The organism is Pseudomonas sp. Marseille-Q1929 (assembly GCF_017316265.1).
GTDB lineage: Bacteria > Pseudomonadota > Gammaproteobacteria > Pseudomonadales > Pseudomonadaceae > Aquipseudomonas.
In genome coordinates this window covers 26,969-41,414 of sequence record NZ_JAFLWU010000010.1, presented here as the reverse complement: position 1 = coordinate 41,414, position 14,446 = coordinate 26,969, and the positions used below count along the sequence as shown (strand labels likewise).

Below are 14,446 nucleotides of genomic sequence, written 5' to 3'. Positions count from 1 at the left end.
CTGGCTTGCCTGCGATAGCGGTGGGTCAGCTTGCCCATTTGGTTCTGATACACCGCTATCGCAGGCAAGCCAGCTCCCACATTTTGATCCCATTGTGTCAGGTGGTTTTGTTGGGCATGTCGATGCCCAGTTGGTTGACGCGGCGGTACAGGGTTGCCCTTGAGATCCCCAACGCCTGCGCGGTCGGCAAAGGCTTCCAGCGATGCCGAATCAACGCATCCAGGACTCTCTGCCTTTCGGGGCTCACGCTCTCTTCAACCAACGCTTCTATCTGCTCCCCACGCACCTCCACCGGCAAATCCGCCACTTGCACCGTGCCGCCCTCACACACCGCACAGGAATACGCCAACACATGCCGCAGTTGCCGCACATTCCCCGGCCAGGCGTAGCCCAGCAGCAATTCCAGCGCAGCCTGGCCGATGCCCACTGAAACGCCACTGTTGCGTGCTTCCTGCTCCAGCAAGCGGTTGATCAGCGCCAGCTTGTCCGTGCGCTCGCGCAACGGCGGCAGGCAGAAGCGTGCGCAGCCCAGGCGGAAGTACAGGTCTTCGCGAAAACGGCCTTCACCCACCAATACCGCCAGGTCGCGGTGGCTGGCGCAGATCACCTGGATATCCACCGCGCGAGTCTTTGCCGCGCCCAGCGGGGCCACTTCGCCCTCGGCCATCACCCGCAGCAGGCGCGTCTGCAACGCCAACGGCATGTCGCCGATTTCATCAAGGAACAAGGTGCCGCCATCGGCCTGTACCAGCAGCCCCGGCATGCCCTTGCTGGAGGCACCGGTAAAGGCCCCGGCGACATAGCCGAACAGCTCGCTTTCAATCAGGTTTTCCGGGATTGCCGCGCAGTTCACCGCCACAAACGGCCCGCTGCGGCGCGCGCTGCGCTCATGCAGTTGGCGGGCGAAAACTTCCTTGCCAGCGCCGGTTTCGCCTTGCACCAGCACCGGCAGGTTGCGGTCCTTGACCCTTACGGCCAGGCGCAGATGTTCTTCCACCCGCGCATCAACCTGCGGCGCCAGCGCGGTGCGTGCCGGTGTGCGGCGGGGCGCGTTGACGCGTGCGTGCAAGGCGCCAGGCTGCCCCAGCCAGTGCAATTGCTGGGCGGATTGATCGGTCACCGCGCGCAACGCGTCGAGGTCGAACACCTCGCCGATATGTGCTGGCACCTGACCAAAGCGCAGGCGCAGGGCCTGGCGCGCCTTGCTGTTCAAGGCATGCAGGCGGCCGTCGCGGTCCCAGGCCAGCAACAGGTCCGGTTGGCTGTCGACAAAGCCCGGCGTGCTGTGGGCCTGCAACACCCAGTGTTCGCGGGCGCTGTGCATGAAGAAGGCGTTTTCGATGGCTTCGGCACTTTGCGCCACGAGCTGGCGTACCAAGTGCTGGCTGCGTCGGTCATCCGGGGATTGCAGCGCGGAGGCGTCCATCACCCCGAGCAGGTTGCCCTGGGGGTCGAAGATCGGCGCGGCGGAGCAGGTCAGGCCGATGAACGCGGCGCGAAAGTGATCGCGCTTGTGCACGGTCACGGCGGCTTTGCTGGTGAGCACCGTGGCCACGCCGCAGGTGCCTTCTTCGGCTTCCGACCAGCAGGTGCCGAGGTACAGGCCGGCCTTGCGGCAGTCGCTGCGGATCGCGGTGTCCACGCGGTGGTCGATGGTCTGGCCCTGGGCGTCGGTGAGCATCACGCAGTAGTCGGCGTGGCGCACACGGTGGTGCAGTTGGCCGACGGCCTCGCCGGCGATGCGCATGAACAGTTCGGCGCGCTCGCGGCATTCCTTGAGCAAGGGTTCGCTGAGGATGCGTGGCCCCTGCAAGGAGCCGGGGTCGAGGTGGTGTTGCTCCATGGAACGCCGCCACGAATCGAAAATCAGCGACGGCACCGGCGCCTGGGGCAGACGGTCGGCATTGCGGACCACGCGACTGACGCAGTCGACGTGTTCCCTGGAGTTCGCGGCGAGCATAAGGCCTCCGGTTCTCGATCTTTGTTGTTATGCCCACCATTAAGCGCGCATGCGTCGGGTGGGACAAGCGCGGCCTGACCAACTGCCCAGGCTGAGACGCCGCGTCTCACCGCGCCTGAGACGCGGCCTGCGCCGTGCAATCAGCCGTCTCATTCTGCGGTGCTGTGCCGCACCACTACAACTGCTCTGGATCAAGGCTTTGCGAGGTTTTTACAGGCCTTGGCACAGGCTGTGCTGAAGGGCCTGTAGCTGAACACGATCAGCCTTTTGTGTGTCGAGACAACCTGGAGAACAACAAGATGTCCACTCACCTGTCCACCGATCAACTGCTGCATGCCTACACCGTGATGCGCACCATCCGTGATTTCGAAGAACGCCTGCACGTGGAGTTCGCCACCGGCGAGATCCCCGGTTTTGTGCACCTGTATGCCGGCCAGGAAGCCAGTGCTGCCGGGGTCATGGCCCACCTCAACGATGAAGATTGCATCGCCTCCAACCACCGTGGCCACGGCCATTGCATCGCCAAGGGCGTGGATGTGTTCGGCATGATGGCCGAGATCTACGGCAAGAAGACCGGCGTGTGCGGCGGCAAGGGCGGCTCCATGCACATTGCCGACCAGGAGAAGGGCATGCTCGGCGCCAACGGCATCGTCGGTGCCGGCGCACCGCTGGCGGCGGGCGCGGCGCTGGCGTCCAAGCTCAAGGGCAGTCAGGGCGTGGCCGTGGCGTTTTTTGGCGATGGTGGCTCCAACGAGGGCGCGGTGTTTGAAGCGATGAACCTGGCCGCGATCATGAAGTTGCCGTGCCTGTTCGTCGCCGAAAACAACGGTTATGCCGAGGCTACCGGCTCCGGTTGGTCGGTGGCGTGCAAGGACATCGCCGAGCGTGCCGTGGGCTTTGGCATGCCGGGGGTGATCGTCGATGGCAATGACTTCTTCGCCGTGCATGCCGCCCTCGGCGTTGCCGTCGAACGGGCGCGCACAGGCGAGGGGCCGACCTTGGTAGAGGTGAAATTGAGCCGCTTCTACGGCCACTTCGAAGGCGATGCGCAAACCTATCGTGGCCCCGATGAAGTGAAAAACCTGCGGGAAAGCGCCGACTGCCTGGCGCTGTTCCGCCAGCGTTGCAGCGCCGAGGGCTGGTTGGAGGCGGCGCAATTCGAGCGTATCGACAGCGAAGTCGCGCAGCTGATCGAAGACGCCGTGCGCCGCGCCAAGTCCGATCCCAAGCCGCAAGCCGCCGACCTGCTCAGTGATGTCTACGTCGCCTATCCCTAATAACAACAATATTTGGAGAGAATCTTATGGCTCGCAAAATCAGCTACCAGCAAGCGATCAACGAAGCCCTGGCCCAGGAAATGCGCCGTGACCAGAGCGTGTTCATCATCGGCCAGGATGTCAGCGGCGGCACCGGCGCGCCCGGTGAACAAGACGCCTGGGGCGGTGTGCTCGGCGTGACCAAGGGCCTGTACCCGCAGTTCCCCGACCGCGTGCTGGACGCGCCGTTGTCCGAGGTCGGCTATGTCGGCATGGCGGTCGGCGCCGCTACCCGTGGCATGCGCCCGGTGTGTGAATTGATGTTTGTCGATTTTATCGGCTGCTGCCTCGACCAACTGCTCAACCAGGCGGCCAAGTTCCGCTACATGTTCGGCGGCAAGACCACCACGCCGCTGGTGATCCGCGCCATGTACGGCGCCGGCCTGCGCGCGGCGGCCCAGCATTCGCAGATGCTCACCTCGATGTGGACGCACATTCCCGGCCTCAAGGTGGTGTGCCCGGCCACGCCGTATGACGCCAAGGGCATGCTGATCCAGGCGATCCGCGACAACGATCCGGTGATCTTTCTCGAACACAAGATGCTCTACAGCCTCCAGGGCGAGGTGCCGGAAGAGCTGTACACCGTGCCCTTCGGCGAAGCCAACTTTGTGCGCGAAGGCCAGGACGTGACCCTGGTGACCTACGGGCGCATGGTGCATATCGCCCTCGAAGCCGCCGCCAACCTGGCGCGCCAGGGCATCGACTGCGAAGTGCTGGACTTGCGCACCACCAGCCCGCTGGATGTCGACAGCATCCTTGAAAGCGTGGAGAAAACCGGGCGGCTGGTGGTGATCGACGAGTCCAACCCACGTTGTTCCATTGCCACCGATATCAGCGCGCTGGTGGCGCAACAGGCGTTTGCGTCCCTGCGCGCGCCGATTGAAATGGTCACCGCGCCGCACACACCGGTGCCGTTCTCCGATGCACTGGAAGACCTGTACATCCCCAACGCCGCGAAGATCGAGGCCGCCGTGCTGAAGATCGCCGACAAGAGGAACGCCGCATGATCCATACCCTGACCATGCCCAAATGGGGGCTGTCGATGACCGAAGGGCGCATCGATATCTGGCTCAAGCAACCCGGCGACCGGGTGGAGAAGGGCGAGGAAGTGCTGGATGTGGAGACGGACAAGATTTCCAGCAGTGTGGAAGCGCCGTTCAGCGGCGTGCTGCGCCGCGTCCTGGCGCTGAGCGATGAGACCTTGCCGGTGGGCGCGTTGTTGGGGATTGTCGTCGAAGGCGACGCCACGGACGCTGAGATTGACGCGGTGATCGAAAGCTTCAATGCCGGGTTTGTTGCCAGTGCGGCCGAAGCCGAAGCGTCGGGGCCGAGTGCGCAGAAAGTCGAGATCGGCGGGCGTCTGCTGCGGTATCTCGACCTCGGCGAGGGCGGCACACCGCTGGTATTGGTGCATGGCTTTGGCGGCGACCTGAACAACTGGCTGTTCAACCAACCGGCGCTGGCCGCCGAGCGGCGGGTGATCGCCCTGGATCTGCCGGGGCATGGCGAGTCTGGCAAGCAACTGCGCAGCGGTGATGCTGGCGAGCTGAGTCAGGCCGTGTTGGGCCTGCTCGATCATCTCCAGTTGGACCGCGTGCACCTGGCGGGTCATTCCATGGGCGGCCTGGTTTCATTGACCGTTGCCGACCAAGCCCCCGCGCGCGTCGCCTCGCTGACCCTGATTGCCAGCGCCGGCCTTGGCGCGGACATCAACGGCGAGTACCTGCAAGGGTTTGCCGAGGCCAGCAACCGCAACGCCCTCAAGCCGCAACTGACGCAACTGTTCAGCGATCCGGCGTTGGTGACGCGGCAGATGCTGGAGGACATGCTCAAGTTCAAGCGGTTGGAGGGGGTGGATCAGGCGTTGCGTCAGCTTAATACCGCGTTGTTCTCGGGCGGGCAGCAGAACCTCGACTTGCGCAATGTGGTCGGGCGCCAACCGAGCCTGGTGATCTGGGGCAGTGACGATGTAATCATCCCGGTGCGGCATGCGCAGGGGTTGGAGGCGCAGGTGGAGGTGCTGCCGGGGCAGGGGCATATGGTGCAGTTGGAAGCGGCGGAGCAGGTTAACCAACTGATGGCGACTTTCCTCAAATCCCAAGCTTGATCGGGATCTAACTGTGGGAACTGGCTTATGTGGGAGCTGGCTTGCCTGCGATAGCGATGTATCAGTGCCAAATGAGCAAGCTGACCCACCGCTATCGCAGGCAAGCCAGCTCCCACAGTTTTTGACCGCGTTTTAACCATGGCGTCTTAGGGTTTCACTGGGCAGCTCTTTGAACAACGCCCGATAACTGTTGGAAAACCGCCCCAAATGCCAAAACGACCAGTTCATCGCCACCTCCGCCACGGTGGTATCGCCGCCACTCAACAACTCCCGCCGCGCCCCATTCAACCGGCGCAACCTCAACCACTGCGCCGGGCTCATCCCGGTGTAGGTTTTGAACCCCTGCTGCAACTGGCGCAACGGCACGCCGGCAATCTGCGCCAGTTCCAGCAGGTTGACGGTCTCGTCCGGTGCATCCGCCGCCCATTCGCCGATACGCGCCATCAAGCGGCGTGCTTCACTGCGTTTTTGCAACGCGCTGCGGTCCAGACCCACGCAGGCGTTGTCGAGGATAAACAGGCAGTCGTCGAGTAGTTGCCGGGTAAGGCTGACGGGGTCGATCACGGTGGGCAGGCGCGTCAGCGTGCCACTGAGCCAGCGGGTGAACAGGGCATTTTGCTGGCCGCTCAGCGGGGCCATGAACAGGCCTTCCAACTTCGCGACATCCAGGCCATGGCGCTGCACGAACTGGGGGCCGAACACCACGGCCACTTCGCGGTAGTTTTCCGGGGTGATCCAGGTGTTGCGGCTTTCGCCGTTGAGCAGGTACAGCGCGTTATCGCTGCCGTCGAAACAGAACGCCAATGACCCCGGCGGCGCGTTGAAATGCTGCTCCACCCGCGTGTTCATGCACTCTTCGTACACTTCCACACCTTGCAGGTCGAGGTAGCGGATCTGCCCGGCAAAATGCCCCGGGGACATCTGCTGGTACTGCTGCACCCAACCGGGTGTGGCACTGCATTGGGCGGCCACATCACCAGTGGTGAAGGCCTGGACGCGAGAGGCGGTTGCCTGGGTCATGGGAGATCCGTGCGCACTCTATTGGTGCGCTGTGGTTCGTGCAAAGTGGATAGATGCGGTTCGAAGGCCGGCCCAAGATAGACCTCAATGCGCCGGCAACACAAGCCGGGTAACCCTGCCGAGGTCCTTATGAACGCCCCCTTCGATCAGCTGTCCGCCTGGCTGAAAGAACACAAGATTACCGAAGTCGAATGCGTGATCAGTGATTTGACTGGCATCGCCCGCGGCAAGATTGCGCCCACCAACAAGTTCCTGCATGAGCGCGGCATGCGCCTGCCGGAAAGTGTGCTGCTGCAAACGGTGACCGGGGATTTTGTCGACGACGACATCTACTACGACCTGCTGGACCCGGCCGATATCGACATGGTCTGCCGCCCGGTGTCCAACGCCACGTACGTGGTGCCGTGGGCCATCGAGCCCACCGCGATTGTGATCCACGACACCTTCGACAAGCAGGGCAACCCCATCGAGCTGTCGCCGCGCAACGTGCTGAAGAAGGTCCTCCAGCTGTACACCGACCAAGGTTGGCAGCCGATTGTCGCGCCGGAAATGGAGTTCTACCTGACCCAGCGCTGCGAAGACCCGGACCTGCCGCTGAAAACCCCGGTGGGCCGCTCCGGTCGTGCGGAAACCGGGCGCCAGTCGTTCTCCATCGACGCCGCCAACGAATTCGACCCGCTGTTCGAAGACGTCTATGACTGGTGCGAAGCCCAGGGCCTGGACCTCGATACGCTGATCCACGAAGACGGCCCGGCGCAGATGGAAATCAACTTCCGCCACGGCGACGCCCTCGACCTGGCCGACCAGATCACCGTGTTCAAGCGCACCCTGCGCGAGGCGGCGCTCAAGCACAACGTCGCGGCGACCTTTATGGCCAAGCCGGTGGCCGATGAGCCCGGCAGTGCGATGCACCTGCACCAGAGCGTGGTGGACATCGCCACCGGCAAACCGGTGTTTGTCGACGCGGACGGCAAGATGAGCGAGCTGTTCCTCCAGCATATCGGCGGCCTGCAAAAGTACATCCCCAAACTGCTGCCGATGTTCGCCCCCAACGTCAACTCATTCCGCCGCTTCCTGCCGGACACTTCGGCACCGGTCAATGTGGAGTGGGGCGAAGAGAACCGCACCGTCGGCCTGCGCGTGCCCACCTCCAGCCCGGATGCGATGCGCGTGGAAAACCGCCTGCCCGGCGCCGATGCCAATCCGTATCTCGCGATAGCCGCTAGTCTGCTGTGTGGCTACCTGGGGATGATCGAGAAGATCGAGCCGAGTGCGCCGGTGGAAGGCCGCGCCTACGAGCGGCGCAACCTGCGCCTGCCGATCACCATCGAGGACGCCCTGGCGCGCATGGAGGAATGCGCCACGGTCAGGCACTACCTGGGCGACAAGTTTGTGCGCGGCTACGTCGCGGTGAAGCGCGCCGAGCATGAGAATTTCAAGCGGGTGATCAGTTCCTGGGAGCGTGAGTTCCTGCTGTTGAGCGTCTAAAAAATCCATAAAAGGGGTGTCGATATGCGTCTTGTGCACAAGCTTCTCCCGCTGGCCCTGGTGGCCGCCTTCAGCAGCACCAGCCAGGCGGCGCCGACGGTCAGCATCTACAACTGGACGGACTATATCGGCGAAACCACCTTGGCCGATTTCCAGGCCAAGACCGGGATCAAGCCGATCTATGACGTGTTCGACTCCAATGAAACCCTGGAGGGCAAGCTGCTCGCCGGGCGCACCGGGTATGACGTGGTGGTGCCGTCCAACCACTTCCTCGCGCGCCAAGTGAAGGCCGGTGCGTTCCTCAAGCTGGACCGCGCACAACTGCCCAACTTCAAGAACCTCGACCCCAAATTGCTCGCGCTGCTGGAAAAGAACGATCCGGGCAATGCGCACTCCGTACCTTATTTGTGGGGCACCAACGGCATCGGCTACAACGTCGACAAGGTCAAGCAGGTGCTGGGCATCGACCATATCGACTCGTGGGCGGTGCTGTTCGAACCGGAGAACATCAAGAAACTCAACCAATGCGGTGTGGCCTTCCTCGATTCGGCCGATGAGCTGTTCCCGGCGATCCTCAACTACATGGGCAAGGACCCGCGCAGCGAGAATGCCGAGGACTACAAGCAGGCCGAGGCCAAGCTGCTGACGCTGCGCCCGTATATCACCTACTTCCATTCCTCCAAGTACATCTCGGACCTGGCCAACGGTGATATCTGCGTGGCCTTCGGGTATTCCGGCGATGTGTTCCAGGCGGCCAACCGTGCCAAGGAAGCCAAGAACGGCGTGAATATTGCGTATTCGATTCCCAAGGAGGGCTCCAACCTGTGGTTTGACCTGCTGGCCATTCCGGCTGATGCGAGCAACCCGAAACAAGCCCACGCCTTCATCAACTACCTGCTCGACCCTGAGGTGATCGCCAAGGTCAGCGCCTCGGTGGGCTACGCCAACGCCAACCCGGCGGCCAAGGCCTTCATGGACCCGGAGCTGGTGAACAATCCCGAGGTGTACCCGTCCCAGGAAGTGCTCGACAAACTCTATATTTCCACCACGCCGACCCCGGCGACCATGCGCCTGATGACCCGCGCCTGGAGCAAAGTGAAGACCAACAAATGATGCAGTCCAGTGACCACGCGCAGTCGTACTACCGCGCTTCGGCGAACGCCATGCCCGAGCGCCCGGCGTTGGGCGCTGACCTGAGCGCCGATGTGTGTGTGATCGGCGGTGGTTTCACCGGCGTGAACACCGCCATCGAACTGGCCCAGCGCGGGCTTTCGGTGATCCTGCTGGAGGCCCGGCGCATTGGCTGGGGCGCCAGCGGGCGCAATGGCGGGCAGTTGATTCGCGGCATCGGCCACGATGTGTCGGGGTTCGCCAAGCATGTGGGCGAGGAGGGCGTGCGCTACCTGGAGCGGGCCGGGATCGAATCGGTGGCGCTGGTGGGCGAGCGTATCCGCGCGCATGGCATCGACTGCGACCTGCGCTGGGGCTTTTGTGAACTGGCGAATACGTCGGCGCAATTCGCTGCGTTCAAGGGTGAGCAGGAACATCTGGCGGCGATGGGATATGCCCATGAAACCCGCCTCGTCGGCGCGAAGGATATGCCGCAGGTCGTGGGTTCGACGATGTATGCCGGAGGCCTGGTGGACATGGGCTCCGGGCATCTGCATCCGCTGAACCTGGTGCTGGGGGAGGCGCAGGTGGCCGAGTCCCTTGGGGTGCGGATTTTTGAGCACACCGAAGTGCTGGAGCTGATCCACGGCGACACCGTGCAAGTGCGTTGCGCCAGCGGCACGGTTCGCGCCACCCACCTGGTATTGGCTTGCAATGCGCATCTCGAAGAATTGGAACCACGCCTGAGCGGCAAGGTGCTGGCTGCGGGCAGCTATATCATCGCCACCGAGCCGTTGTCCGAAGCATTGGCGAATGAACTGATCCCGCAGAACCTGGCGCTGTGCGACCAGAAAGTCGGCCTGGATTACTACCGCCTGTCCGCTGATCGACGTTTGCTGTTCGGCGGCGCCTGCCACTATTCAGGGCGCGATCCGGCCGATATCGCCGCATATATGCAGCCGAAAATGCTCAAGGTGTTCCCGCAATTGGCAGGCACCGACATCGCCTTCCAGTGGGGCGGCAAGATTGGCATCACCGCCAACCGTTTCCCTCAGGTCGGGCGCTTGCAGCAATACCCCAACGTGTTCTACGCCCAGGGTTACTCGGGCCACGGCTTGAACGTGACCCATTGGTGCGCACGCCTGCTGGCCGAGGCGATTCATGCTGGGCACAGCCAGGGCCTGGATATTTTCAGCCAGGTGCCGCACATGACATTTCCCGGCGGCAAGGCCTTGCGCTCGCCGCTGCTGGCGTTGGGCATGTTGTGGTATCGGTTGCGGGAGTTGATGCATTGAAGCGCCGGGCGTGGCAGGCTGGGCGACGTTTTCCTACGACTTTTTTGGAGATTTACCGTGCCAACAGCATCCGCAGTAATTGAAATCCCGGTATCCGCTGACAAGGTCTGGGCATTGGTTGGCGGCTTCAACGACTTGCCGAAATGGCTGCCACTGATCGCCAAGAGCGAACCGAGTGAAGGCGGCCGCCTGCGTCACCTGACGACCGCCGACGGTGGCGAGATCGTGGAGCGGTTGCAGACCTTTGATAATGTGGCGCGCACCTACAGCTACACCATCGAGCAATCGCCGTTTCCGGTGAGTGCCTACCTGGCGACGTTGCAGGTTGAAGCGTTGAGCGATGCGTCGGCGAAGGTGACCTGGTCGGGTGTGTTCACGCCGGTGGAAGGTGTGACGGATGCGGCGGTGGAAGAGCTGTTTGCCGGTGTCTACAAAGGTGGGGTTGAGGCGCTGCGGGCAAATTTTCCGGCCTGATTTGACATACAGCACACCCCATGTGGGAGCTGGCTTGCCTGCGATAGCGGTGGGTCAGCCAGCTCTAGGGTGACTGATGTACCGCTATCGCAGGCAAGCCAGCTCCCACAGTTGATTTGTGTGAACCTCAGGTCTCATGCTTCGGGCATCAGCTGCTGCCGGCACTCCAACACCAACCGCGCACCGCCGCTTTCACTGCTACCCACCTCCAACTTGAACCCGTGCAAGTTGATGATCGCCGCGACAATCGACAAGCCCAAGCCAAACCCGCCTTGCTGGTCGTTTTCATCCACACGATAGAAGCGCTGGAACACCGCGTTGCGTTCGGCAATCGGGATGCCCGGCCCGGAGTCGTGCACTTCGATGCGCGTGCTGCCGGCGTCGTTCACGGCCCGCAGGATCACTTCGCCACCCGCCGGGGAGAACTTGATCGAGTTGCTCAGCAGGTTGGCCAGGGCCTCGAACAACAGGGCGCGGTCGCCGGTGATCCAGGGCAGGGATTCCGGGGTGTCGAGCACCAGTTGCAACTCGCCTTCTTCGGCGAGCGGCAGGTAGAAGTCATGCAGTTCGCGCAGCAGCGGCAGCGGGTCCATCACCAGGAAGCCCGAGCGGCGCTGGTGGTCTTCCAGCTCCGAGATGCGCAGCAAGCCGCGAAAGCGCGCCATCAGGGTGTCGGTTTCTGTAATCGCATCGTCCAGCTTGACCGCGTAGTTGGAGTCCTGCTCGGCCTCTTGGCGGATGCGATAGAGCTGCGCACGCAGGCGGGTCAGCGGGGTGCGCAGGTCGTGGGCGATGTTGTCGCACACGCCCTTGACCTCGTTCATCAGCTTTTCGATGCGGTCGAGCATGGCGTTGACGATGGCGGCGAGCATGTCCAGTTCGTCACGCCGATTCGACAGCGGCAGGCGGTGGGTCAGGTCGCCGGCGACGATGGCCTCGGCGCTGGCTTGAATGCCGCGAATGCGCCGCAATGGGCGGCGGCGTAGCAGGTGCCAGCCGGCGGCGCCGGGGATGATGGTCAACGACAGCGCCCACAGCAGCGCATGCCAGATGATCCGGGTTACGCCAAACAGCGAACCGTTGGCGCGCACCAGCACCAGCCAGCGGCCGTCGTCGGTATGGGTGGCCACCGCGTCGCAGCTGTCCTTGGGCAACTTGGGGTCATCGGAGTCGACGCAATTGGCCAGGGCGTGGATCTTGCCGTCCAGCGGCAAGTCGGGCGGCACGGCACGGATCGGCCCGCTCAGCGGGTTGAATTGCTCGTCGAACAGGCCATAGGCGTCCACGCCCTTCATGTCGAAGGTCATGCTGGTGGTCAGCGCTTCCACCAGTTCCTCGCCGTCGAAGCGCTGGAACAGGTGCTGGCGCTGCATCAAGGAATGGCGCGAGAGGTCGCCCAGGTAACCGGACACCTCGTAATACAACACGCCCATGAGGATGCAACTCCAGGCCACGAACAGCGAACTGTACAGCGCCAGCAAACGGCTGCTGGAAGAACGCCAGCCCTTAGAGGGGTTCAGCAATGACATAACCGGAACCTCGTACCGTGCGGATCAGCGGCGTGAGGCCCGGTGGATCGATTTTCTTGCGCAGGCGACCGATGTGCACGTCGATCAGGTTGGTGCCAGGGTCGAAGTGATAACCCCAGACTTCCTCGAAGATCATCATGCGCGAGAGGATCTGCCCGGTGTTGCGCATCAGGAATTCCAGCAACTTGTATTCGGTGGGCAGCAGGCTCAGCGGCTGCTCGGCGCGGCTGGCTTCGCGGCTGATCAGGTTGAGTTCCAGGTCGGCCACGCGCAGGGCGGTTTCGAATTCCTTGACCGTGCTTTTGCGCCGCAGCAGCACTTCGACGCGGGCGGCCATTTCGTCGGAGGCGAAGGGTTTGGTCAGGTAGTCATCGCCACCGGCGCGCAGGCCGCGCACGCGTTCGTCCACGTCGGAGAGGGCGCTGATCATCAGGATCGGTGTCGACACGCCGATGGTGCGCAAGGTGGTGACGATGGCCAGGCCGTCGAGTTCCGGCAGCATGCGGTCGAGGGTGATCAGGTCGTAATCGCCGCTCACGGCGCGGACCAAGCCTTCGCGGCCGTTGTCTACCCAATCAACGTCCAGTCCATGGCTACTCAGCTCGGCGACGATCTCGCGGGCTGTTACGGCATCATCCTCGATGGTCAAAATGCGGGTCATAGGATTACCTGGTGAGCGATTCACACTAGAAGTGCGGGCATTTTGCCAAGAAATGCCTGAACGCTTCCTAAATTAAACTTCATGTTGGCAAAACCACCACAAATGCATGCCCCACCACTGGCCCCTGTGGGAGCTGGCTTGCCTGCGATAGCGGTCTATCAGGGATTGATTTGCTGCCTGACACACCGCGATCGCAGGCAAGCCAGCTCCCACAGGTTTTGTGTTTGGCTGGAGGTTGCATAACGCCTGCCCTGAAGAGGCGGTTCTTGCAAGTTGCATGGTCCCAGGAAGTTCAAGTTATTTAACTTGTTGAAAACGTAAGTAATTTAATTTTCAGTCGACTGGCATGGTGCCTGCACTGTCCCTTCCGAGACATGTAACACCATTTTTCCTGCCGGGAGCAAAACAACAATGATCACATCCTCATCCACGTTGCAAGAATCGAGCGCGCGCTCCGGGGTTTCCTGGGGCGCGATTTTTGCCGGGGCCGCTGCTGCGGCGGCCTTGTCCCTGATCCTCGTACTGCTGGGCTTCGGCCTGGGCTTTTCGGCGGTGTCGCCGTGGGCTGACAGCGGTATCAGTGCCAAGGGACTGGGCATTTCCACGATTATCTGGCTGGCCTTTACCCAGATCGTCGCGTCGGGCCTGGGCGGCTACATCGCCGGCCGGTTGCGGGTGAAGTGGGCCAATATGCATGGCGATGAGGTGTATTTCCGCGATACCGCCCATGGCTTCCTGTCCTGGGCCGTCGCTACGCTGGTGGCGGCAACGTTGATCGTCGGTTCTGTCAGCAGTGTGGTCGGTGGCGGTGTGAAAGCAGGTGCCAGCGTGGTGTCGGGTGCTGCCCAGGCCGTTGGTACTGCCGCCAAGGGCGACGACTTCGGTTACTACGTCGACAGCCTGTTCCGCGATGATCGCCCGGTTGCGGTCAGCGACGACGCCGCCCACGGCGTGGTGGCACGCATCTTCGCGCGGACCCTGAGCAACGATGGCCAACTTGCCGCCGAAGACCGTGCCTACCTGGCCCAGTTGATCAGCCAGCGCACCAACCTCAGCCAGGCGGATGCCGAGGCGCGGATCGACAAGGTGTATGGCGATGCCCGTAAAGCAGTGGAAGACGCCAAGCTAAAAGCCAAGCAGGCCGCGGATACCGCCGCCAAAGTGGCTGCCTACACGTCACTGTGGACCTTCATTGCCCTGCTGATCGGCGCGTTCTTTGCCAGCTTCGCTGCCACCTACGGCGGTCGCCGTCGCGATGCTGTGGTGTATGTCGAAACCGAACACTTTGTCCGTTAATTCAAGGAGAACATCATGCGCTCATTACTGCTGTGGTTCCTCGGGGTGCCGATTCCGGTGATCATCTTGATCGCGATTTTCATGCACTGATCCTCCAGCTGATGCTCAGTACGCCGCGCCTGCTCCTGCAGGCGCGGTTTTTTTTGTGAAGCAAAATGTGCGGCGCATAGCCCTGTCAATGTTGACAGTA

The 14,446-nt window shown here is 62.6% G+C and carries 12 protein-coding genes; 8 read left to right on the top strand and 4 right to left on the bottom strand.

Annotated elements, in window-relative coordinates:
- Positions 1-97 precede the first annotated feature (97 nt).
- Positions 98-1,960, bottom strand: a complete 1,863-nt coding sequence (locus J1G37_RS13465; protein WP_207042346.1) for a sigma-54-dependent Fis family transcriptional regulator — start codon at positions 1,958-1,960, stop codon at positions 98-100.
- Between the two features lie 299 nt (positions 1,961-2,259).
- On the opposite strand from J1G37_RS13465, the gene J1G37_RS13460 reads away from it, so the two are divergent.
- Genes J1G37_RS13460 through J1G37_RS13450 form a run of 3 tightly spaced genes read left to right on the top strand, consistent with a single transcriptional unit; the run spans position 2,260 to position 5,383 of the window.
- Positions 2,260-3,237, top strand: coding sequence for a thiamine pyrophosphate-dependent dehydrogenase E1 component subunit alpha (locus J1G37_RS13460; RefSeq protein WP_207042344.1), 978 nt, complete (start codon positions 2,260-2,262; stop codon positions 3,235-3,237).
- A gap of 26 nt (positions 3,238-3,263) precedes the next feature.
- Positions 3,264-4,283: an alpha-ketoacid dehydrogenase subunit beta gene (locus tag J1G37_RS13455; RefSeq protein WP_207042342.1), complete on the top strand. Its 1,020-nt coding sequence runs from the start codon at positions 3,264-3,266 to the stop codon at positions 4,281-4,283.
- The gene (locus tag J1G37_RS13450; RefSeq protein WP_207042340.1) at positions 4,280-5,383 is read left to right on the top strand and encodes an acetoin dehydrogenase dihydrolipoyllysine-residue acetyltransferase subunit; all 1,104 of its coding nucleotides are present in this window, start codon (positions 4,280-4,282) and stop codon (positions 5,381-5,383) included. Before J1G37_RS13455 ends, J1G37_RS13450 begins: the two co-directional genes overlap by 4 nt.
- Before the next feature lie 132 nt (positions 5,384-5,515).
- Here the strand turns inward: J1G37_RS13450 and J1G37_RS13445 are convergent, their stop codons facing one another.
- Positions 5,516-6,403 (bottom strand): helix-turn-helix domain-containing protein, encoded by an 888-nt coding sequence (locus tag J1G37_RS13445; RefSeq protein WP_207042339.1) that lies wholly within the window; start codon positions 6,401-6,403, stop codon positions 5,516-5,518.
- A gap of 129 nt (positions 6,404-6,532) precedes the next feature.
- On the opposite strand from J1G37_RS13445, the gene J1G37_RS13440 reads away from it, so the two are divergent.
- The 4 genes from J1G37_RS13440 to J1G37_RS13425 are packed head-to-tail and all read left to right on the top strand — an operon-like array spanning position 6,533 to position 10,770.
- A complete protein-coding gene (locus tag J1G37_RS13440; RefSeq protein WP_124526338.1) occupies positions 6,533-7,891 on the top strand; it encodes a glutamine synthetase family protein in 1,359 nt (452 codons plus the stop codon).
- Positions 7,892-7,915: 24 nt separating this feature from the next.
- Positions 7,916-9,004: a polyamine ABC transporter substrate-binding protein gene (locus tag J1G37_RS13435; protein WP_207042338.1), complete on the top strand. Its 1,089-nt coding sequence runs from the start codon at positions 7,916-7,918 to the stop codon at positions 9,002-9,004.
- Positions 9,001-10,296, top strand: coding sequence for an FAD-binding oxidoreductase (locus J1G37_RS13430; RefSeq protein ID WP_207042337.1), 1,296 nt, complete (start codon positions 9,001-9,003; stop codon positions 10,294-10,296). The genes J1G37_RS13435 and J1G37_RS13430 overlap by 4 nt, the downstream gene beginning before the upstream one ends.
- Before the next feature lie 57 nt (positions 10,297-10,353).
- Positions 10,354-10,770 carry an SRPBCC family protein gene (locus J1G37_RS13425; RefSeq protein ID WP_207042336.1) on the top strand — a complete coding sequence of 139 codons (417 nt, stop codon included), beginning with the start codon at positions 10,354-10,356 and terminating at the stop codon, positions 10,768-10,770.
- Between the two features lie 134 nt (positions 10,771-10,904).
- On the opposite strand, the gene J1G37_RS13420 is transcribed toward J1G37_RS13425, so the two are convergent.
- Positions 10,905-12,299: a HAMP domain-containing sensor histidine kinase gene (locus J1G37_RS13420; protein WP_207042335.1), complete on the bottom strand. Its 1,395-nt coding sequence runs from the start codon at positions 12,297-12,299 to the stop codon at positions 10,905-10,907.
- Positions 12,277-12,960, bottom strand: coding sequence for a response regulator transcription factor (locus J1G37_RS13415; RefSeq protein ID WP_003219726.1), 684 nt, complete (start codon positions 12,958-12,960; stop codon positions 12,277-12,279). Before J1G37_RS13415 ends, J1G37_RS13420 begins: the two co-directional genes overlap by 23 nt.
- A 411-nt stretch (positions 12,961-13,371) precedes the next feature.
- Here J1G37_RS13415 and J1G37_RS13410 point away from each other — a divergent pair, with 411 nt between their 5' ends.
- A complete protein-coding gene (locus tag J1G37_RS13410; protein ID WP_207042334.1) occupies positions 13,372-14,256 on the top strand; it encodes a hypothetical protein in 885 nt (294 codons plus the stop codon).
- The last annotated feature ends 190 nt before the right edge of the window (positions 14,257-14,446 follow it).

Excerpts from the sequence above, each read along its gene's own strand:
- J1G37_RS13410 (WP_207042334.1), top strand. The coding sequence starts at position 13,372 with ATGATCACATCCTCATCCACGTTGCAAGAATCGAGCGCGCGCTCCGGG.
- J1G37_RS13415 (WP_003219726.1), bottom strand. The coding sequence starts at position 12,960 with ATGACCCGCATTTTGACCATCGAGGATGATGCCGTAACAGCCCGCGAG.
- J1G37_RS13420 (WP_207042335.1), bottom strand. The coding sequence starts at position 12,299 with ATGTCATTGCTGAACCCCTCTAAGGGCTGGCGTTCTTCCAGCAGCCGT.
- J1G37_RS13445 (WP_207042339.1), bottom strand. The coding sequence starts at position 6,403 with ATGACCCAGGCAACCGCCTCTCGCGTCCAGGCCTTCACCACTGGTGAT.
- J1G37_RS13440 (WP_124526338.1), top strand. The coding sequence starts at position 6,533 with ATGAACGCCCCCTTCGATCAGCTGTCCGCCTGGCTGAAAGAACACAAG.
- J1G37_RS13465 (WP_207042346.1), bottom strand. The coding sequence starts at position 1,960 with ATGCTCGCCGCGAACTCCAGGGAACACGTCGACTGCGTCAGTCGCGTG.
- J1G37_RS13460 (WP_207042344.1), top strand. The coding sequence starts at position 2,260 with ATGTCCACTCACCTGTCCACCGATCAACTGCTGCATGCCTACACCGTG.
- J1G37_RS13430 (WP_207042337.1), top strand. The coding sequence starts at position 9,001 with ATGATGCAGTCCAGTGACCACGCGCAGTCGTACTACCGCGCTTCGGCG.
- J1G37_RS13450 (WP_207042340.1), top strand. The coding sequence starts at position 4,280 with ATGATCCATACCCTGACCATGCCCAAATGGGGGCTGTCGATGACCGAA.
- J1G37_RS13435 (WP_207042338.1), top strand. The coding sequence starts at position 7,916 with ATGCGTCTTGTGCACAAGCTTCTCCCGCTGGCCCTGGTGGCCGCCTTC.
- J1G37_RS13455 (WP_207042342.1), top strand. The coding sequence starts at position 3,264 with ATGGCTCGCAAAATCAGCTACCAGCAAGCGATCAACGAAGCCCTGGCC.